The sequence below is a fragment of the Rhodococcus sp. OK611 genome (assembly GCF_003050885.1).
Lineage (GTDB): Bacteria > Actinomycetota > Actinomycetes > Mycobacteriales > Mycobacteriaceae > Rhodococcus_G > Rhodococcus_G oryzae.
In genome coordinates this window covers 21,067-39,232 of sequence record NZ_QAOZ01000005.1, presented here as the reverse complement: position 1 = coordinate 39,232, position 18,166 = coordinate 21,067, and the positions used below count along the sequence as shown (strand labels likewise).

At 67.0% G+C, this 18,166-nt stretch carries 20 protein-coding genes and 4 tRNA genes; 3 read left to right on the top strand and 21 right to left on the bottom strand.

What is annotated here, in order from left to right; translation table 11 throughout:
• Positions 1 to 2 precede the first annotated feature (2 nt).
• The 4 genes from C8K38_RS07630 to rplJ all read right to left on the bottom strand — a co-directional run bounded on the left by C8K38_RS07630 (position 3) and on the right by rplJ (position 3,191).
• Positions 3 to 797 carry an MlaE family ABC transporter permease gene (locus C8K38_RS07630; protein ID WP_027500658.1) on the bottom strand — a complete coding sequence of 265 codons (795 nt, stop codon included), beginning with the start codon at positions 795 to 797 and terminating at the stop codon, positions 3 to 5.
• 9 nt (positions 798 to 806) lie between these two features.
• Entirely contained in the window at positions 807 to 1,853 is a 1,047-nt protein-coding gene (locus C8K38_RS07625) for an ABC transporter ATP-binding protein (protein ID WP_097210957.1), read from the bottom strand.
• A gap of 294 nt (positions 1,854 to 2,147) precedes the next feature.
• On the bottom strand, positions 2,148 to 2,534 hold the full coding sequence (gene rplL, locus C8K38_RS07620) for a 50S ribosomal protein L7/L12 (RefSeq protein ID WP_097210956.1): 387 nt from the start codon (positions 2,532 to 2,534) through the stop codon (positions 2,148 to 2,150).
• Positions 2,535 to 2,654: 120 nt separating this feature from the next.
• Positions 2,655 to 3,191 (bottom strand): 50S ribosomal protein L10, encoded by a 537-nt coding sequence (rplJ, locus tag C8K38_RS07615; RefSeq protein WP_027500661.1) that lies wholly within the window; start codon positions 3,189 to 3,191, stop codon positions 2,655 to 2,657.
• Positions 3,192 to 3,607: 416 nt separating this feature from the next.
• On the opposite strand from rplJ, the gene C8K38_RS07610 reads away from it, so the two are divergent.
• Positions 3,608 to 5,236, top strand: a complete 1,629-nt coding sequence (locus C8K38_RS07610) for an MFS transporter (RefSeq protein ID WP_097210955.1) — start codon at positions 3,608 to 3,610, stop codon at positions 5,234 to 5,236.
• A gap of 61 nt (positions 5,237 to 5,297) precedes the next feature.
• Here C8K38_RS07610 and rplA read toward each other — a convergent pair whose 3' ends face one another.
• The 11 genes from rplA to C8K38_RS07555 form a co-directional block, all read right to left on the bottom strand.
• Positions 5,298 to 6,014 carry a 50S ribosomal protein L1 gene (gene rplA / locus C8K38_RS07605; RefSeq protein ID WP_077040733.1) on the bottom strand — a complete coding sequence of 239 codons (717 nt, stop codon included), beginning with the start codon at positions 6,012 to 6,014 and terminating at the stop codon, positions 5,298 to 5,300.
• A 72-nt stretch (positions 6,015 to 6,086) separates the two neighbouring features.
• Positions 6,087 to 6,521 (bottom strand): 50S ribosomal protein L11, encoded by a 435-nt coding sequence (gene rplK, locus C8K38_RS07600; RefSeq protein WP_027500664.1) that lies wholly within the window; start codon positions 6,519 to 6,521, stop codon positions 6,087 to 6,089.
• A 55-nt stretch (positions 6,522 to 6,576) separates the two neighbouring features.
• Positions 6,577 to 7,380 (bottom strand): transcription termination/antitermination protein NusG, encoded by an 804-nt coding sequence (gene nusG / locus C8K38_RS07595; protein WP_097210954.1) that lies wholly within the window; start codon positions 7,378 to 7,380, stop codon positions 6,577 to 6,579.
• Between the two features lie 40 nt (positions 7,381 to 7,420).
• Complete coding sequence (gene secE, locus C8K38_RS07590) at positions 7,421 to 7,825, bottom strand: preprotein translocase subunit SecE (RefSeq protein WP_179800486.1); 405 nt, start codon at positions 7,823 to 7,825, stop codon at positions 7,421 to 7,423.
• Positions 7,826 to 7,856: 31 nt separating this feature from the next.
• Positions 7,857 to 7,929 (bottom strand) — tRNA-Trp (locus C8K38_RS07585).
• A gap of 180 nt (positions 7,930 to 8,109) precedes the next feature.
• Positions 8,110 to 8,538, bottom strand: a complete 429-nt coding sequence (gene hadB, locus C8K38_RS07580; protein ID WP_097210952.1) for a (3R)-hydroxyacyl-ACP dehydratase subunit HadB — start codon at positions 8,536 to 8,538, stop codon at positions 8,110 to 8,112.
• A complete protein-coding gene (hadA, locus tag C8K38_RS07575) occupies positions 8,538 to 8,993 on the bottom strand; it encodes a (3R)-hydroxyacyl-ACP dehydratase subunit HadA (protein WP_097210951.1) in 456 nt (151 codons plus the stop codon). Before hadA ends, hadB begins: the two co-directional genes overlap by 1 nt.
• An 86-nt stretch (positions 8,994 to 9,079) precedes the next feature.
• The gene (gene rpmG / locus C8K38_RS07570) at positions 9,080 to 9,244 is read right to left on the bottom strand and encodes a 50S ribosomal protein L33 (protein WP_027500669.1); all 165 of its coding nucleotides are present in this window, start codon (positions 9,242 to 9,244) and stop codon (positions 9,080 to 9,082) included.
• Between the two features lie 66 nt (positions 9,245 to 9,310).
• Positions 9,311 to 9,383: transfer RNA gene (locus C8K38_RS07565), tRNA-Met, on the bottom strand.
• Positions 9,384 to 9,423: 40 nt separating this feature from the next.
• Positions 9,424 to 9,496 (bottom strand) — tRNA-Thr (locus C8K38_RS07560).
• A 146-nt stretch (positions 9,497 to 9,642) separates the two neighbouring features.
• A tRNA-Tyr gene (locus C8K38_RS07555) sits at positions 9,643 to 9,725 on the bottom strand.
• Between the two features lie 153 nt (positions 9,726 to 9,878).
• On the opposite strand from C8K38_RS07555, the gene C8K38_RS07550 reads away from it, so the two are divergent.
• The gene (locus C8K38_RS07550) at positions 9,879 to 10,370 is read left to right on the top strand and encodes a YajQ family cyclic di-GMP-binding protein (RefSeq protein WP_027500670.1); all 492 of its coding nucleotides are present in this window, start codon (positions 9,879 to 9,881) and stop codon (positions 10,368 to 10,370) included.
• Positions 10,371 to 10,513: 143 nt separating this feature from the next.
• Here C8K38_RS07550 and htpX read toward each other — a convergent pair whose 3' ends face one another.
• Positions 10,514 to 11,386 carry a zinc metalloprotease HtpX gene (htpX, locus tag C8K38_RS07545; RefSeq protein ID WP_077040728.1) on the bottom strand — a complete coding sequence of 291 codons (873 nt, stop codon included), beginning with the start codon at positions 11,384 to 11,386 and terminating at the stop codon, positions 10,514 to 10,516.
• A 114-nt stretch (positions 11,387 to 11,500) separates the two neighbouring features.
• Positions 11,501 to 12,532 carry a polyprenyl synthetase family protein gene (locus tag C8K38_RS07540; protein WP_097210950.1) on the bottom strand — a complete coding sequence of 344 codons (1,032 nt, stop codon included), beginning with the start codon at positions 12,530 to 12,532 and terminating at the stop codon, positions 11,501 to 11,503.
• 195 nt (positions 12,533 to 12,727) lie between these two features.
• Between C8K38_RS07540 and C8K38_RS07535 the strand changes: the two genes are divergently transcribed.
• Positions 12,728 to 13,936, top strand: a complete 1,209-nt coding sequence (locus C8K38_RS07535) for a geranylgeranyl reductase family protein (protein ID WP_257017310.1) — start codon at positions 12,728 to 12,730, stop codon at positions 13,934 to 13,936.
• Here the strand turns inward: C8K38_RS07535 and C8K38_RS07530 are convergent.
• The 4 genes from C8K38_RS07530 to C8K38_RS07515 form a co-directional block, all read right to left on the bottom strand.
• Complete coding sequence (locus C8K38_RS07530; protein WP_245221157.1) at positions 13,929 to 14,279, bottom strand: Zn-ribbon domain-containing OB-fold protein; 351 nt, start codon at positions 14,277 to 14,279, stop codon at positions 13,929 to 13,931. The genes C8K38_RS07535 and C8K38_RS07530 overlap by 8 nt on opposite strands.
• 192 nt (positions 14,280 to 14,471) lie before the next feature.
• Entirely contained in the window at positions 14,472 to 16,796 is a 2,325-nt protein-coding gene (locus tag C8K38_RS07525) for an ATP-binding protein (protein WP_097210947.1), read from the bottom strand.
• Positions 16,797 to 16,871: 75 nt separating this feature from the next.
• The gene (locus tag C8K38_RS07520; protein ID WP_097210946.1) at positions 16,872 to 17,273 is read right to left on the bottom strand and encodes a Zn-ribbon domain-containing OB-fold protein; all 402 of its coding nucleotides are present in this window, start codon (positions 17,271 to 17,273) and stop codon (positions 16,872 to 16,874) included.
• Positions 17,270 to 18,154: an alpha/beta fold hydrolase gene (locus tag C8K38_RS07515; protein WP_097210945.1), complete on the bottom strand. Its 885-nt coding sequence runs from the start codon at positions 18,152 to 18,154 to the stop codon at positions 17,270 to 17,272. Before C8K38_RS07515 ends, C8K38_RS07520 begins: the two co-directional genes overlap by 4 nt.
• Positions 18,155 to 18,166: the final 12 nt, after the last annotated feature.

Sequence of the window (18,166 nt, the reverse complement as noted above, 5' to 3'; positions counted from 1 at the left end):
GGTTAAGCCCCCTTGGCAGGAACGACTTGCAGGTACACCATCGTGAGGATCAGATTGGCGAAGAACAGCAGCAAGAAGGTGATGACGACCGTCTGGTTCACGGCCTCGCCAACGCCCTTCGGCCCTGGATTGGGGTGCAGGCCCTTGTAGGCCGCGACCACGCCCGCGATGACGCCGAACACGGCGGCCTTCGCCTCCGCGATGTAGAGGTCCGGCAACTGCGCGAGCGCGGAGAAAGAGGACAGGTAGGCGCCGGGGGTGCCACCCTGGAGGATCACGTTGAAGAAGTACCCGCCCGCGATGCCGACCACCGAGACCAGCCCGTTGAGCAGCACCGCCACCAGGATCATCGCCAGCACGCGGGGGACCACGAGGCGCTGGACCGGGTTGATACCGAGCACCTCCATGGCGTCGATCTCCTCACGGATGGTGCGCGACCCGAGATCGGCCGTCACCGCCGAGCCTGCCGCACCGGCGATCAGCAGCGCGGTCACGATCGGACTGCCCTGCTGGATCACCGCCAGCACGCTGGCCGCACCCGTGAAGGACTCGGCGCCGAGCTGCTTGATCAGCGATCCGGTCTGCAGTGACACCACCGCGCCGAACGGGATCGCGACCAGCGCTGTCGGCAGGATCGTCACGCTCGCGATGAACCAGGCCTGTTCGATGAACTCCCGGAACTGGAACGGCTTCCTGAACGTGTTCCGCACGACATCGACGAAGAGCTGAAATATCAACCCGGCCTGTGTCAACGCGGCCGTCAGCGGACTGAGCAGCGTGCTCTTGGTACCCCCCATCGGCGCGTGCTACCCGCGTCCCCAGGAAGACGTCTCCATGCCGGAGTCGTCATATGCGGGAATCACCTGAGTGTTGTCCTCGGTGTCAAGGCTCTCCTGGATCGCGATCTGGGCATTGTGCGGCAACGTGTGCATGATCTGGCGGACGCGCTCCTGACGGCGGGCGACGGCCTGACGGAACGGCATACCGGGGGTGGCCTTCATCTGCGGGACGATGCCCTCGACGTCGTCGACACCGCCGTGGTGGTGGCCTGCATCGACCATCGCCTGCTCCTGCGCCATCTGCGCCTCGTCCTTCTCCTCGGACATGCCGATCGGGCCGAGCATGCTGCCGTTGAGGAACTGCTTGACCACCGGCTCGTCGCTGGTGAGCAGCACCTCGCGGGGACCGAACATGACGAGCTCCTTGCGGAACAACATGCCGATGTTGTCCGGCACGGTGCGCGCGAGGTTGATGTTGTGCGAGACGATCAGGATCGTCGCGTCGATCTGCGAGTTGATGTCGATCAGCAGCTGGCTGATGTAGGTCGTGCGGACCGGGTCGAGGCCCGAGTCGGGCTCGTCGACCAGGATGATCTCCGGGTCAAGCACGAGCGCCCTTGCCAATCCGGCGCGCTTGCGCATACCGCCGGAGATCTCACCGGGGAGCTTGTTCTCGGCACCGATGAGTCCGACGAGCTCCATCTTGCCCATCACGATGTTGCGGATCTCGGACTCGGACTTCTTGGTGTGCTCACGCAGCGGGAAGGCGACGTTGTCGAAGAGGTTCATCGACCCGAACAGCGCACCGTCCTGGAACAGCACACCGAACATCTTCCGGATCTCGTAGAGCTCTCGGCTGGAGCACTCCAGGATGTCGGTGCCGTCGATGACGATCGAACCGCGCTCCGGACGGAGCAGGCCGATCAGCGACTTCAGGAACACCGACTTGCCCGTACCGGACGGGCCGAGCAGGGCCGTGACCTCCCCCGGGGGGAGCGTCAGGGTGACGTCCTGCCAGATCTTCTGCGAGCCGAACGACTTGGTGAGTCCCTCGACTACTACCTCTACTCCCACCGAAAACCTCCACGCTTTTCGACACACTGACCCAATGTGGGTTGGGTCACTCTATCGCATCGAAGTGGTACCTGTGACGCTGAATGCTACTCATGAGTAGGGTTCGGGTGCAATCCGGCCCCTCCATGTCCGATTTATCCCCTCTGAACTGCATCGATGCGTCGCCTCAACGCTGAACAACCGTCCACTTCTAACGCGCTCGAGGTTCGGAATCCGGGCACCAAAAAGGGCCGCTCCCCTGACGGGGAACGGCCCTTTTGTCGAGCGTGAGCGCTGCGTTGTTACGCGGCGGTCTTACTTGACGGAGATGGTGGCGCCTGCGGCGACCAGCTTCTCCTTGGCGGCCTCGGCCGCATCCTTCGAAACCTTCTCGAGGATCGCCTTCGGCGCACCCTCGACGAGGTCCTTGGCCTCCTTCAGGCCCAGGCCCGCGACGACCTCACGGACGACCTTGATGACCTGGATCTTCTTGTCGCCGGCCGACTCGAGGACGACGTCGAACTCGTCCTGCTCCTCAGCGGCGTCCGCGGCGGCGGCCGGGGCACCGGCGGCGGCAACGGCGACCGGCGCAGCAGCGGTGACCTCGAAGGTCTCCTCGAACGCCTTCACGAACTCCGAGAGCTCGAGGAGGGTGAGCTCCTTGAACTGGTCCAGCAACTCTTCGGTGGTGAGCTTCGCCATGATGGCGGTCCTTCCTGTAAGTCCCATGTCGCTGATCCGCGACGAGGTGGGAGTGGTTTGGTACGTGATACGCAAGACCTTGTTCGCACCCGCGAGGGCGCCCGTCCGGTCTCGTGCGGATCAGCTTTCGGCTGCGGAGCCTTCCGCGGCCTTCTTGTCCTGCAGCGCAGCGGCCAGACGGGCCATCTGCGAGGCGGGGGCATTGAACAGGCCAGCGGCCTTTGCCAAGTTGCCCTTCATCGCGCCGGCGAGCTTGGCCAGCAAGATCTCGCGGGACTCGAGGTCCGCGATCTTGTTGACCTCGTCCACGGACAGCGCATTGCCGTCCATGTAGCCGCCCTTGATGACAAGCGCCTTGTTGTCCTTCGCGAAGGCCTTGATGGCCTTCGCTGCGTCAACCGGCTCGCCCTTGATGAACGCAATGGCGGTCGGTCCGACGAACAGGTCGTCAAGGCCCTCGACGCCCGCCTCTGCGGCGGCGCGCTTGACCAGGGTGTTCTTGGCGACGGAGTAGGTTGCGCCTGCTCCGAGCGCGCGTCGCAGCTGCGTCAGACTGGTCACCGACAGACCACGGTATTCGGTGATCACGGCGGCAGTCGAACCCTTGAACTGCTCAGTGATCTCCGTGACTGCGGAGACCTTTTCGGGCTTTGCCATACTTCGCCTCCTCTCGTGACATCGTGTTGGTGCACCCTCGGGATGCGGCCGTGACAATGCAAAACGCCCCGGTGCAGGCACACGGGGCGTTACGAAGAGATCCGGACCCAGCTCGCGCGAAGGCCCACCACTCCCCTACCTCGTCCTCCTGCGTGGGCCGTCGGGCTGTGTCCCGAACCTTCAACCAATGCCTCACGACATCGGTGACCAACGGTCTTGGGTAGAACTTCTTGGGGTGAACTCGAAATAGATCGAACTCTTCCGGAGAGAGTACCCGAACGGGCCTGACCATCCAAAACGAGCCGCCACGGGAAGCCTGGATCGTGACAGCCATCACATCTAACCCCCTAGGGTGACGGACCAGTCCCAAATTGACTGTTATATGTAGTTACACATAGCGAGTACCGTCACAACTCATGACCACGCTGGAACGCACCAACCCACCCGACAACAGGGTCGAGCTGATCTCCTCGCGCGCAGGGCGATTCGCGGCACTCGCCGTGATCTGCCTCGCGGAACTACTGGTGGTTCTCGACAACACGATTGTCAATGTCGCCCTGCCCTCGATCGGCGTCGAACTCCACACCGGGGTGAGCGGACTGCAGTGGGTGGTGGACGCCTATACCCTCACGTTCGCCGGCCTGCTGCTGGCCTGCGGCAATCTCGGAGACCGGTACGGCCGCCGACGCATCATGATCATCGGCCTGATCGGCGTCGGGGTGATGTCCGTGGCCGGCGCCAACGCCGAGACCCTCGGGCAGGTCATCGCCGCCCGGGCCGCCATGGGCGTGTTCGCCGCCGCGGTCTTCCCCGCCACCCTGGCCCTGATCATCAACATCTTCACCGACACCCGCGAGCGCGCGCTTGCCATCGCGGCCTGGACCGCGATGGCCGGCTTCGCCATCGCCATCGGACCGATGTCCGGCGGCTGGCTGCTCGAACACTTCTCCTGGCACTCGGTGTTCTGGATCAACGTCCCCGTCGCCGCGGTCGCGATCATCGCGACGCTGCTCCTCGTCCCTGAGTCCAAGGCCGCCGTCGTCGGCCGACTCGACCTCCCCGGGATCGTGCTGTCCATCGCGGGCATCACGCTGTTGGTCTGGTCGATCATCGAGGCCCCGCGCTACGGCTGGCTCAGCCTCGCCACCCTCGGTGGGATCGCGGCGGCGGCGGTACTCCTCGGCGCGTTCGTCTGGTGGCAGTTGCGCACCCCGACACCGATTCTCGACATGCGCCTGTTCCGGATCCGCAGATTCTCGCTGCCCGCGCTGGCGATCGCGATCGCGTACTTCTCGATGTTCGGGTTCCTGTTCCTGATCACCCAGTACTTCCAGGGAGTGCGCGAGTACACCCCGCTCGAGTTCGGCATCGCCTCGCTCCCCTTCGCGGTGAGCGTGGCGGTCGGCGCGCCCATCGCCACCCTGCTCGCGCAACGCATCGGCACCACCGCGGTCATCGTCTTCGGTCTGCTGCTGACCGGGCTCGGGCTCTACCTCGGCGGACTCGTCGACGTCGACAGCACCTACCTCGCCGACGTGTTGCCGTCGATGGTCTCGATGGCGCTCGGCCTGGCGATCGTCCAGGGCCCCGCCACCGAATCGATCATGTCCTCGCTCCCCCTCGACGAGGCCGGTGCCGGCTCGGCCGTCAACGACACCACACGCGAGATCGGCGGCACCCTCGGCGTTGCAGTGCTCGGGTCCATCGTCGCCTCGTACTACTCGACGACGATCTCGCCGATCATCGACCGGGTGCCCGCGATGCTGATGAACGAGGACGAGAAGGGATTCGCGCGGGCGACGGTCCTCAGTGTTCTCGAGATCCGCAAGCGGGAGATCCCGACGATGCTCGAACCGCAGCGGGAGAACCTGATCACGGCGATGAAGTCGGCGGTACTACAGGGCTCCCAGACCGCCTCCCTTGTCGCGGCCGGTGCGGTGGTGGTCTGCGCGATCATCGTCGCGATCTTCCTGCCATGGGCGCCGTCGAAGGAGAACGCCGTCCTGCTCGCCTGGCGGAACGATGAGGCAGACCCACAGCCGTAGGGACCGCAGACACGAAGAAGGCCGGTACGGAGATCCGTACCGGCCTTCTTGTCGAGCTGTCTTACTCTGCAGCATCCTCGAGGAGGTTGCGGGTGCGGTTCGGGTCCACCGGGATGCCCGGTCCGGTGGTGGTCGAAACCGTGACCTTCTTGACGTAACGGCCCTTCGCGGAGGACGGCTTCGCACGCAGGATCTCGTCCAGCGCGGCGCCGTAGTTCTCCACCAGCTTGGCGTCGTCGAAGGACGCCTTGCCGATCACGAAGTGCAGGTTGGCCTGCTTGTCGACGCGGAAGTTGATCTTTCCGCCCTTGATCTCGTTGACGGCCTTGGTCACATCGGCGGTGACGGTGCCCGTCTTCGGGTTCGGCATCAGGCCACGCGGTCCGAGGACGCGGGCGATGCGGCCGACCTTGGCCATCTGATCAGGGGTCGCGATCGCGGCGTCGAAGTCCAGCCAACCGCCCTGGATGCGCTCGATCAGGTCCTCGGCACCCACCGCGTCCGCGCCGGCAGCCTCGGCCTCGGCGGCCTTCTCGCCCACGGCGAACACGATCACACGGGCGGTCTTACCGGTGCCGTGCGGGAGGTTGACGGTGCCGCGAACCATCTGGTCCGCCTTGCGGGGGTCGACGCCGAGTCGAACGGCGACCTCGACGGTCGCGTCCATCTTCGTGGAGGAGGTCTCCTTGGCGAGCTTCGCAGCCTGCAGTGGGCTGTAGAGCTTGGCCTGGTCGACCTTCTCGGCGGCGGCGAGGTACGCCTTGCTGCGCTTTGCCATGTGTTCTGTCCTTACTAATGGTTCAGTTGTGGTTTCGGGCCTGGCCGGCCCTCCCACGCGATCTGGAGCTGCTTAGCCCTCGACGGTGATACCCATCGAGCGTGCGGTGCCGGCGATGATCTTCGCGGCCTGCTCGATGTCGTTCGCGTTGAGGTCTTCCTGCTTGGTCTTCGCGATCTCGCGCACCTGGTCCATGGTCACCGTGGCGACCTTGGTCTTGTGCGGCTCGCCGGAGCCCTTCTGCACGCCTGCGGCCTTGAGCAGCAGTCGCGAGGCGGGCGGGGTCTTCAACTTGAAGTCGAAGGTCCGGTCCTCGTAGACGGAGATCTCCACGGGGATCACGTTGCCGCGCTGCGACTCGGTGGCCGCGTTGTAGGCCTTGCAGAACTCCATGATGTTCACGCCGTGCTGACCAAGCGCGGGACCCACGGGCGGTGCAGGGTTAGCCTGACCGGCCTGGATCTGAAGCTTGATGAGCCCGGCGAGCTTCTTCTTCTTGGGGGGCATCTTTCGTTCCTAATTTCTTGTGTGTGTCTTGCTACTGCAGTGCAAGTTTTTGTGGCTAGATCTTCGCGACCTGCGTGAAGGACAGCTCGACCGGCGTCTCGCGACCGAAGATCGACACGAGGACCTTGAGCTTCTGCTGCTCGGCGTTGACCTCGCTGATGCTGGCGGGCAGCGTCGCGAACGGGCCGTCCATGACGGTGACCGACTCACCGACCTCGAAGTCCACCTCGATGAGGGGCTTCGCGACGGAGGCTGCGGCTTCGCCGGTTCCTGCGGCAGCGGCGACGGGCTTCTTCGCGCCCTCCTGCGGCATCAGGAACTTGACGACCTCGTTGATGGTCAGCGGCGACGGCCGCGAGGTGGCGCCGACGAAGCCGGTGACACCGGGCGTGTTGCGGACCGCGCCCCACGACTCGTCGTTCAGTTCCATCCGGACCAGGATGTAGCCGGGCAGCACCTTGCGATTGACCTGCTTGCGCTGGCCGTTCTTGATCTCGGTGACCTCTTCGGTCGGGACCTCGACCTGGAAGATGTAGTCGCCGACGTCCAGGTTCTGCACGCGGGTCTCGAGGTTGGTCTTCACCTTGTTCTCGTACCCGGCGTACGAGTGGATCACATACCAGTCGCCGGGCGCGCGGCGGAGCGCGGCCTTCATCTCGGCAACGGGATCGACCGGCTCCTCGGAGTCGGCGGCGATGGCGTCGTCTGCGGAAGCTGCTGCCTCTTCGACGGGAGCGTCGGCCACGGGAGCGTCACCCTCGCCGAGGACTGCCGCGTCAGCGGACTCCGCGGCGACCGCGTCATCGGCAACATGCTCTGCGGCTGCAGCCTCAATTGCGTCGTTCTCGGGGGTGCTCACTGGCGCACTCGCTTCCTCTCATCACGTTCGGTGTCCGGCGTCAGCCGAACAGCCAACTGACGCCCTTGATGAACGCCAGGTCCAATCCACTGATGAACGCGACCATGAAGGCCACGAACGCCAGTACAACGGTGGTGTAGGTGATCATCTGCTTGCGGTTAGGCCAGATCACCTTCCGGAGTTCCGTGATCACCTCACGGAGGAACTTCCTCAGGCGCTTGAAGAGATTCTCCTTGCGCGGCTTCTCCGGCTTGGCCTTCGTGGCCAAGGGGGTGCCTGCGACCTTCGCGGCCTGCGACTCGGTCGCGGCGGCATGGGTACGACGACCCGGACGCTTTCCAGTCGGACGAGAGGCGACGGGAGCTGAATCACTCGCGCCGGCCGCGGTGGCGTCGACGTCCGGAGACCCCGCCGCGCTATCGGCCTTTCCGCGATCCTCGCTCACCGTCGTTCCTCTCAGTCGCTGACATCCGGGGCAGGGGCGACAGGACTTGAACCTGCAACCTGCGGTTTTGGAGACCGCTGCTCTGCCAGTTGAGCTACGCCCCTCTGGTTGACCGACGCGTCCCGATCATCATGATCCGGACCGATCAACCTCTCCGTGACCACACAACACGCGCGCTACCCTCAGCGGCCCGAATGGGCACGTAGGGCAGCGCGCAGCGCTGGTTGATCCCAGAAATCTCAGTGTACTGCACGGTAGTCGAACAAACCGAATCGGCTGGTTACTCAGCCGAAGCGCACGGTCGCGGTAGCGCGACCGAAGATCTTCTTGTCGTCCACTTTGGCGACGATGGCGACCACGGCGGAGCGGGCCTCCTCGTCGACGGACTTCACCTTGCCGGTGAGGACGATAACGGCACCCTTGCCGTCGTTGGGCACGACGACAGGGCTGGTGAAGCGAACGCTGTATTCGGTGACCGCACCCGGATCGCCGAGCCAGGAGGTCACATAGCCGGCGCCGATGCCCATGGTGAGCATCCCGTGCGCAACCGCACAGGGGAGGCCGAGCTTCTGCGCCGTCGCGTCATCCCAGTGGATGGGGTTCGGGTCGCCGGAAACGCCTGCGTACTGCACCAGGTCGGACCTGGTCAGGGGCACGGTCTCTTCGGGCAGTTCCTCGCCGACGGAGATCTCCGCGAAATCGCGAACGGACATCACTCGACCTCCTCGGCATGCCGACCGACCAGTGTGGTGTACAGGGTCTGGACGACCTGGCCGTCCTGATCGGTGATCTCGTTGCGGGTCACGATGATGTCGCTACCGCCCATCGTTCGGATCGAGTCGACATACACGTCGCAGTACAGACGGTCGCCGACCTTGACCGGACGGTGGTAGACGATGCGCTGATCGGTGTGCAGGACCCGGCTGAGGTCCAGCTCGACGTCCAGGGCCTTGAAGAACTCTTCCTGCGCGAGGAAGCCGAAGACAGCAATGAAGGTCAGCGGGGCCACGAGGGTGTCGTAGCCGATCTTCCTGGCGGCCGCTTCGTCGCGGTAGACCGGGTCGTCGCTCTTGACGGCGCGCGCATACTCGCGCACCTTCTCACGACCGACCTCGTAGTAGTCGCTGAACCTGTGATGCAGGCCAACGAGATCAGGACTCAACTTCACAGCAACGCAACCTATCTGCTTGGGACGCAGCTAGGCCAGGAAGCCGGGAACCGACCCCTACGATCTCCGCGTCGACTCGAAGAGTACTAGCGCGACTCGCGGTGCGCCTGATGCGTTCCGCAGTTCGGGCAGAACTTCTTGATCTCGAGACGATCGGGATCGTTACGACGGTTCTTCTTGGTGATGTAGTTGCGGTGCTTGCATACCTCGCAGGCCAAGGTGATCTTGGGCCGAACGTCAGTCGAGGCCACGGGATGCCTTCTTTCGGATAAATCTGATCGGGGTCAATCAGGGAGTGTTCTATGTGTCCACTTGTGTAGCGATGGCCGGACTTGAACCGGCGACACAACGATTATGAGTCGTTTGCTCTACCAACTGAGCTACACCGCCTCGGTGCATCGGTGCCAGTCTATGGACACCCAATCCAGCGAGCCCCCTAACGGAATCGAACCGTTGACCTTTTCCTTACCATGGAAACGCTCTGCCGACTGAGCTAAGGGGGCATGCTTCCGCGCACTTCGTTCATGCGCTGAAGCCTCCAAGAGATTACACAGCGGCGGGGCCGAGTGCCAAACCCGCAGGTCAGGAGCTCTTTCCATCCGTGTAATCAACGAGCCCCGGCGAGCTTGCGCTCACCGGGACCCGGAGGTGGCAGGTGTAGGATTCGAACCTACGTAGGCATAAGCCGACGGATTTACAGTCCGCTCCCATTGGCCGCTCGGGCAACCTGCCTGGTGTCATCCAGATCAGATCCGAAGTACTCCGGACCATCTCTGGCGCGGACAAGAGAATACCTCTACCGGGGCGGGTAAATGCAAACCGTGTGGTTATCGTGGGGTTCTCACGCGCTGGCGCAGGCCCGCGCACGATGAACTAGGAGTTGCCGTGGCGGATTCGTCCTTCGATGTGGTGAGCAAGGTTGACCGGCAGGAAGTGGACAACGCGCTGCACCAGGCGGCCAAGGAGCTGTCGACGCGTTTCGACTTCCGCAACACCGGCGCGAGCATCGACTGGTCCGGCGAGGAGGCGATCACCCTGACCGCCGACACCGAGGAGCGGCTGCTGGCGGCGCTCGAGGTGTTCAAAGAGAAGTTGATCCGCCGGGACATCTCACTCAAGGCGTTCGACGCCGGCGAGCCCGCGCAGTCGGGCAAGATCTACAAGCTGTCCGGGACCCTGGTCCAGGGCATCACCACCGAGAATGCGAAGAAGATCTCGAAGAAGATCCGCGACGAGGGCCCCAAGGGCGTCAAGGCGCAGATCCAGGGCGACGAGCTCCGCGTCAGCAGCAAGAAGCGCGATGACCTGCAGGCCATCATCTCGCTGCTCAAGGGCGAGGACTTCGGCATCGCGCTGCAGTTCGTCAACTACCGCTGATCACCCGATAGCGCATCGAGGGGACCGCGACGGCCGCACCGGCCGCGCGGTCCTCTCTGCGTCGGCGGCGGCCCGACACGATGGGGCCGATCCGCATTCACCCAGACTGACCAGCGAACAACCTTGTCCCCCAGCGATATCCGTCACTCAGGCAGTCGTCGGCCCGCCATCTTCTCCAAGCGGTCGATCCGCTCCGCCATGGGCGGGTGGGTGGAGAACAGCCGGCTCATCTTGTCCCCCGCCCGGAACGGGTTCGCGATCATCATGTGCGACTGCGCGGCGATCTTCGGCTCCGGCGGCAGCGGGGCGGCCTCCACGCCGCGCTCCAGCTTGCGCAACGCCGAGGCGAGCGCCAGCGGATCACCGCTGAGTTCCGCGCCGGACTGGTCGGCCTGGTACTCCCTCGAGCGCGAGACCGCCATCTTCACCACCGAGGCCGCGATCGGACCGAGCAACGAGACGAGCAGCAGCGCCAGCGGGTTCGGCCTGCCCTCGCCGCGGCCGCCGAACATCGAGGCGAACATCGCCATGTTGGCCAGGCCCGAGATGACCGCGGCCATCGCACCCGCGACCGAGGAGATCAGGATGTCGCGGTTGTACACGTGCGAGAGCTCGTGGCCGAGCACGGCCCGCAGCTCCCGCTCGTCGAGGATCTGCAGGATGCCGCTGGTGCAGCAGACCGCCGCGTTGCGCGGGTTGCGACCCGTGGCGAAGGCGTTCGGCGCGGCCGTGGGGCTGATGTAGAGCCGGGGCATCGGCTGGTGCGCCGTCGTCGCCAGTTCGCGCACGATCTTGTAGATGACAGGCGCCTCGACCTCGGTGACCGGCTGCGCGTGCATGGCCTTGAGCGCCAGCTTGTCGCTGTTGAAGTACGCGTAGCCGTTCATCCCGACCGCGAGGACGATCGAGAAGATGAGGATGCTCCTGTTGTTGAACAGCGCCCCGATGAACACGATCAGCGCGGACATCCCCACCAGCAACGCGAAGGTCTTCAACCCGTTGGAATACCGGTGCACGTTGGGCCCCTTTTCTCGCCGGACACTCAGTTGAACAACGAAAGAGCCCGGAGGGACGTTCCCCCGCACGCAGCGCGTCGGCGAGCCACGTGGACCCGAGCCGAGACGTTACCGTCAGCCGACCCGCGCGATCGTGTAATCCACCAGCCGTCCCAGCGCGTCGTTCGCCGGCCCCTGCGGCAGCTCCGCGAGCTGCGCGTGCGCCGAGTCGGCGTACTCCGCCAGCTTGGCCTTGGCAGCCGCCATGCCGGGGGAACGCTCCAGCAACGCCAGCGCCTCCGCGACGGCGTCGTCGTCGGTGACCGGGCCGTCGAGCAGCACCCGCAGTCGATCGGCGTCGGGGCCCTCCTCACGCAGCGCGTAGAGCACCGGCAGGGTGTGCACCCCCTCGCGCAGGTCGGTGCCAGGGGTCTTGCCGGACTGCGCGGCGACCGAGGAGATGTCGATGATGTCGTCGGAGATCTGGAAGGCGGTGCCCACCGCGTCGCCGAGCCGCTCGAGGCGGACCACGTCGTCGGCGCTCGCTCCCGAGAAGGTGCCACCGAACCGACCGCAGGCCGCGATCAGCGATCCCGTCTTCTCCCACACCACCTTCAGGTAGTGGTCGACGGGATCCTGCTGCTCCTTGACGCCGATGGTCTCCCGCATCTGCCCGGTGACGAGCTCGGCGAAGGTCTCGGCGATGATCCGCACCGCCTCGGGTCCGAGCGTGGACACCAGCCGGGAGGCGTGCGCGAACAGGTAATCGCCCGCCAGGATGGCGATGGAGTTGCCCCAGCGCGAGTTCGCACTCGGGGCGCCGCGTCGCATCGTCGCCTCGTCCATCACGTCGTCGTGGTAGAGCGTGGCCAGGTGCACCAGCTCGACGACGGTGGCCGCGGTGATGGTCGCCGGGTCCGTCGGATTGGGGCCCAGCTGCGCCGTGAGCAGGGTGAACAGCGGCCGGAACCGCTTGCCACCCGCCTTCGCCAGGTGCAGCGCCGCCTCGGTGAGAAAGTCCTCGCCATCCGAGAGCTCACTCACCAGCAGGCTCTCGACCTCGGCGAGACCCCCACGCACCACCTCGGCCAGCGCCGGATCCCCCAGATCCACGCCGGCAACGACCGTGCCCATCGCTTCGCTCGTGCTCACGATCTCAGTACCCATCCCGTCTCGCGTGATGCCCAGCAACCGATGCCATAACTGTCACGGTAGTGAACCTATCGGGTTCGCGGCCCGTCGGGCTGACCACAGCGGTCCACCCCGGCCTGAGAAGATACTGGGGTGGTGCCATCGCCTGTCGACCCCGATCCCTCCGCCGCCCGTTCCGAGGCGCCCGATGACGTCCCCGCGCAGGCCGAAGTGGTGGTGATCGGCGCAGGTCCCGCCGGTTCCGCGGCGGCGGCATGGGCGGCGCGCGCGGGCCGCGAGGTGCTGCTCGCCGACTCCGCCACCTTCCCGAGGGACAAGACGTGTGGCGACGGACTCACCCCGCGCGCCGTGGCGGAACTCGTCCATCTCGGCCTCGGTGACTGGCTCGCCACCCGCGCCACCAACCGCGGCCTGCGGCTGAACGGGTTCGGGCAGGAGTTGGAGCTGCCGTGGCCAGGCGGCTCACTGCCGAGTACCGGCAGCGCCGTCCCGAGAACCGAACTCGACGACCGGATCCGACAGGTCGCGCTCGACGCCGGTGCCCGGATGGTGCAGGGCGCCAAGGCCGTCGATGCCGACCGGGAGGGAAACCGGGTGCAGTCGGTAACCCTCCAGACGGCCGATGGGCCACGCACGGTCCGATGCGAGCACCTCATCGTCGCCGACGGCGTGCGCTCCACCCTCGGCAAACGTCTCGGCCGCGAGTGGCATCGCGACACCGCGTACGGGGTGGCGGCCCGTGCCTATGTCCGCTCGGCCCGCAGCACCGACCCGTGGATCACCTCGCACCTCGAACTGCGCGACCGCGAGGGGACCCTGCAGGCCGGCTACGGCTGGGTGTTCCCGCTCGGCACCGGCGAGGTCAACCTCGGCGTCGGCACCCTGGCCACCGCGAAGCGGCCCGCGCCCGGCGCACTCCGGCCGCTGATCGAGCTGTACGCGGAGCAGCGCCGCGACGAGTGGCGGCTCGACGGCCCTGTGCGCGCGGTGGCATCGGCTCTGCTCCCGATGGGCGGGGCGGTGTCCGGGGTGGCGGGGACCAACTGGGCGATCATCGGCGACGCCGCGGCCTGTGTGAACCCGCTCAACGGCGAGGGCATCGACTACGGCCTGGAGACCGGCTCGATGGTGGCCGAGGTGCTCGGGGCCCCGGACCTCACCGAGCTGTGGCCGACCCTGCTGCGGGAGCGGTACGGGCAAGCCTTCTCGATCGCCCGTCGGCTCGCAGGCCTGCTCACGGTCCCGCGGGTGCTGCCTGCCTCCGGGCCGCTGGCGATGCGTTCGCGTGCGCTGATGACGATCGCGGTCCGGGTGATGGGCAATCTCGTGACCGACGCAGATCGCGACCTGACCGCGCGGGCGTGGCGGGCGTCGGGGTCTTCCTCGCTGCGACTCGACTCCCGGCCGCCGTTCAGCTGATCGCGACCCGATCTGCGACAGCCTGCCGAACGGCGAAGACGGGGAACCGCTCCCCCGGTTCCGCCAGCCGGAACTCCACCCGCACCGACCGATCAGGATGCGCCGGCAGCTCCCCCTCGATCCAGGTGTAGATCCAGGGCCCCTCGTCGAGCTCGACGATCGCGAGGGTGCACGGCACCAGCGCCAGCGGGAGGGCGGCGGACGAACAGTCCACCACCGTCCACGACACCACGGTCCCCGTGCCTGCGGCCCGCACCCGCTCGAGCTCGTCCCGTCCACACGAGGTGCACTTCGTCTCCTCGGGGGCCAGCAGCGTCGCGCACGCCTCGCATCGCAGGATCATCAGCGCCCGCCGCCGGACACGGACACTTCTCGCACCTGTGGATGTGCACTGCACCTGTCGCTCGAACATCGGGGACCTCGGCTTCCTGAGCTGATGACGACTCAAGTGTCCCTTTTGCCCGGCTCCCCGGCGACGGTGGAACCACCCGGGTGGGTACCTGTTTTCTCCGCCGACCGACCCCCGACGCGGGCGTCAGAGCGATTGGGTGCCGACCTGCGCCTGCTCGACGACCCACGCCGCGATCTGCGCCCGGGAGGTGAAGCCCATCTTGGCGAGAACGTGCTCGACGTGGCCCTCGACGGTCCGCGGGGCGATCACCAGTTGCTCGGCGATCGCCCTGTTCGTCAGGCCCTGCGCGACCAGGTCGGCGACCTGCCGCTCACGTCGGGTCAGGGCCGAGGCGACGCCCGAGGTCGGCGCCCCCTGGAGTTGCTCGTCCAGCGCGTACGCGATGCCGTCATCGAAGCTCAGGTTGGCGCCCTGCTCGAAAGCCGACTCGTAGGCGCGCTTGGCGAGCGCGCTGCGGACCTGCAGCTCCGACTCCTCGCGGTACGCAAGCAGGGGTGGTATCACGACCCCTGCGCTGCCGACGACCCGCCACAGCGAGTTGGCGATGCCGAACAGCACGGCCGCGCGCCTGGCGAGCCGATCGCCCGCGGCGACCCAGGCCAGCGCCTCGACACAGATGGCGGATCCGAGCGGATCGTCCACGACGCGGCTGAGCCGAAGGCCCTGCTCGAGCAGCCCGGCCGCCCGCCGGGGATCGCTCTGCCACAACGCGAGCCCGAGGGTCGACAGCGAGTAGGCCCGGTACACGGACTCGCCGCGGGATTGGGTGATCTCGAGAGCCGCCTCCTGGCAGGCGATCGAGCGCTGCGTGTCCCCGAGCAGCCCGCAGGCCAGCGCGAGGCCGAGCAGCGTCGCGAGCCGTAGCACCAGCTCCCTGCCCGTGTGGAAGGCGTCGGTGATCTCCTCGAGGGAGGAAACGGCCAGCCGCATGTCTCCGCTGCACACCGCGAGCTGCCCGACGGCGAGGGTCACGAGCGCGTGGGCCTGAGCGTCGTCGAGGACCTCGGCGGCCTCACGCGCCCGCTCGACCAGCGCCGCGCCCGCCTCGATGTCGCCCTGGTTGCCTGCCAGCACGCTGTTCGCGTACAGCCCCCACAGCCACTCCACGGTCGGCTGCCCGTCCTGGCGGTCGAGGAACTGATCGAGCCAGTGCCTGCCCTCCCCGAGCAGGCCCCTGGACAACCAGAACGGGGCGAGGGCATCGGCGATACGCAGGCCTGCCGCCTCCTCTCCCGGCTCGGTCAGGCAGAACTCCATCGCCTCGCGCAGGTTCGGCTGCTCCCGCCCCAGCCGTGCCATCCACTCCATCTGCCGCGGACCGATCCACTCGGCCTCCACGCGGATCACGAGCTGCTGGTACCAGTCCCGGTGCCGCCGCCGCATCGAAGCGTGTTCACCGGATTCCGCCAACTTCTCACGGCCGTACTCGCGGAGGGTCTCGAGGAGCCGGTAGCGCACCACGGCACCCGCTTCCTCCCGGATCAGGATCGACCTGTCGACCAGCGCCGCCACCACATCCAGCAGGTCGTCCGGGCTCAGGTCCCCGGCACAGATGCCCTCCGCCGCATCGAGCTCGAAACCACCGGTGAACACCGACATCCGCCGCCACAGCATCCGCTCCGGCTCGGTGCACAGCTCATGGCTCCAGTCGATGCACAGGCGCAGCGTCTGTTGCCGCGTCGGCGCGCCGCGACTACCCCCGGTCAGCAGGCTGTAGCGATCGTTCAACCGGTCCAGGATCTGTTCCGCGGACATCGCCCTCATGCGCCCCGCGGCCAACTCGATGGGCAGCGGCAGCCCGTCCAACCGCTGACAGATCCGGGCCACCGCGACCTGGTTGTCCTCGGTGAGCCCGAACTCCGGGACCGCGGCGGACGCCCGTTCGGCGAAGAGCGCCACGGCGTCGCCCCCAGCCGAACCGCGCCCGGACGAGCGCAGATCCGGATCCGGGACCGACAGCGGCGGCACCCGCAGAAAGGCCTCAGCTCCGATGCCGAACGGCTCGCGGCTGGTCGCGAGGATCCTGAGGTCCGGGCAGCGCCGCAGCAACGCTTCGGCGAGCGCCGCGGCCGCGTCGAGCACGTGTTCGCAGTTGTCCAGCACCAGCAGCAGCCGTCGATCGGCGAGGTACTTTGCCAGCGAGTCCTGCGTGCGATTCGTCGACTGCTCCCGCAGCCCCAGCGTCGCGGCCACCAGGTCGGGCAGCAGCGCCTCCTCCCGCAGCTCGCCGAGCTCGACCAGCCACACCCCGTCCTCGAACGACCGCCGCGAGTCCTCGGCCACCCGGAGCGCGAGCCGGGTCTTGCCGACCCCGCCGATCCCGGTCAATGTCACCAGGCGCGAGACAGACAGCAGCCGCCTCGTCTCGGTCACCTCGCGGCGACGGCCGACGAAACTGGTCAGCTCGAGCGGCAAGTTCCCGACCTTGCCCCGGACAGCGCTAGCCATCGAACCGTCACTCTCAACACGCCGGTCCCCTGCCCAATCGACGCTACCCCCGGAGCGGGGTGGCGGGGGGCCGTGTCAGGCGACTCGAACGGCAGGCGCGTGTTGGCAGCCGTGGAACACCGGGTACCGCTCGTCGGACTCCAGGTGGTCGAACTCCACCCGGACCGGGCGGCCGGGGCGAACCGCGATCTCACCCTCGATCCAGCTGCAGATCCAGGGCCCGTCGTCGAGCGCGACGACGGCCAGCATGGACGGCAGGGCGTCGTCGTCCGCACCCGCCCGCGCACGGTCGGCCAGCTTCCAGGTCACCATCGACCCGAGCCCGGTCGACGGCACCCGCGACAGGTGGTCGCTCCCGCACGAGGAGCAGGTCACCGCGACCGGCGCGAGGAGCAGCCCACAGCACTCGCAGCGCCGGATCATCAGCGTGCGCGCGGACAAGCCGGCCCACAGGTGGGTCCCGCCCGCGACCGTCACAATGTCACCGCCGCGGGTGTGTGCGGCTGCGTCTGCTCCGCGCCGAACACGGTCCCCATCGCGGTGCCGAATCCGTGCGGGTCGTCGATCAGCCAGCCGTGGTTGCCCGCGACGGTGACGACCGTGGGATTGCGGAGCGCGATGCGAAGGGATTCGAAGCTGGCGCGCGGGATGAACGTGTCGTCGCCGCCCCAGAGCAGCGTCACCGGAAGGCCGCGCTCCGCCAACTCGTCGAGTTCGCCGCGCAGATCCGCGTTTCGGGCCAGGTGCGAGAGGCGCCACATCGCGAGCGGATTGCGCAGTACGTTGCCCACCGCGTCCGCGGTGATCGCCAGCAGGCCCGCGACGGACGGCCGAATGGCTAGGGCGTCGCCGGTGGCCGCCGCGCCCCAGTCCCACAGGGGCCGCTCGCCGATCGGGCGCACGTCGCCGCCCCCGGGGGACCATGCGGCCCCGCCCACGGAGTTGACCAGCACCAACCGCGCCACCCTTGGTCCGAGGTCGTGTGCGGACTGGATCGCGACCCCACCTCCGAACGAGTGGCCGACGAGCGTCACCGGTCCCGCGATACCGATCGAGTCGAGGAACTCGCCGAGCCAGCGCGCGTACCCGGCCAGGTTTCGCTCCTGCGGGGGAAGTTCCGCGGTGCCGCCGAATCCGGGAAGCGAGGGCGCGAACACCCGCACTCCCTGGGCTGCCATCCGAAGCAGTGCGCGGTCGTAGGCGCGGGGGGTCAGCGCGTATCCGTGCAGGAACACGACCGGAGCGCCTGCACCCGCAACCGCATACGACGCCGCCCGACCCTCGACGAGGGTGTTCTTCCAGCTGGTGTTCCTCGCCTGGCTGACAACGTAGGGGTGGCTTGTCGGGTGCTGCAACATCGAGGGCCTCGG

Excerpts from the sequence above, each read along its gene's own strand:
- C8K38_RS07630 (WP_027500658.1), bottom strand. The coding sequence starts at position 797 with ATGGGGGGTACCAAGAGCACGCTGCTCAGTCCGCTGACGGCCGCGTTG.
- rplL (WP_097210956.1), bottom strand. The coding sequence starts at position 2,534 with ATGGCGAAGCTCACCACCGAAGAGTTGCTGGACCAGTTCAAGGAGCTC.
- rplJ (WP_027500661.1), bottom strand. The coding sequence starts at position 3,191 with ATGGCAAAGCCCGAAAAGGTCTCCGCAGTCACGGAGATCACTGAGCAG.
- C8K38_RS07610 (WP_097210955.1), top strand. The coding sequence starts at position 3,608 with ATGACCACGCTGGAACGCACCAACCCACCCGACAACAGGGTCGAGCTG.
- rplA (WP_077040733.1), bottom strand. The coding sequence starts at position 6,014 with ATGGCAAAGCGCAGCAAGGCGTACCTCGCCGCCGCCGAGAAGGTCGAC.
- rplK (WP_027500664.1), bottom strand. The coding sequence starts at position 6,521 with ATGCCCCCCAAGAAGAAGAAGCTCGCCGGGCTCATCAAGCTTCAGATC.
- hadB (WP_097210952.1), bottom strand. The coding sequence starts at position 8,538 with ATGTCCGTTCGCGATTTCGCGGAGATCTCCGTCGGCGAGGAACTGCCC.
- C8K38_RS07540 (WP_097210950.1), bottom strand. The coding sequence starts at position 12,532 with ATGGGTACTGAGATCGTGAGCACGAGCGAAGCGATGGGCACGGTCGTT.
- C8K38_RS07530 (WP_245221157.1), bottom strand. The coding sequence starts at position 14,279 with ATGATCCTGCGATGCGAGGCGTGCGCGACGCTGCTGGCCCCCGAGGAG.
- C8K38_RS07525 (WP_097210947.1), bottom strand. The coding sequence starts at position 16,796 with ATGGCTAGCGCTGTCCGGGGCAAGGTCGGGAACTTGCCGCTCGAGCTG.
- C8K38_RS07515 (WP_097210945.1), bottom strand. The coding sequence starts at position 18,154 with ATGTTGCAGCACCCGACAAGCCACCCCTACGTTGTCAGCCAGGCGAGG.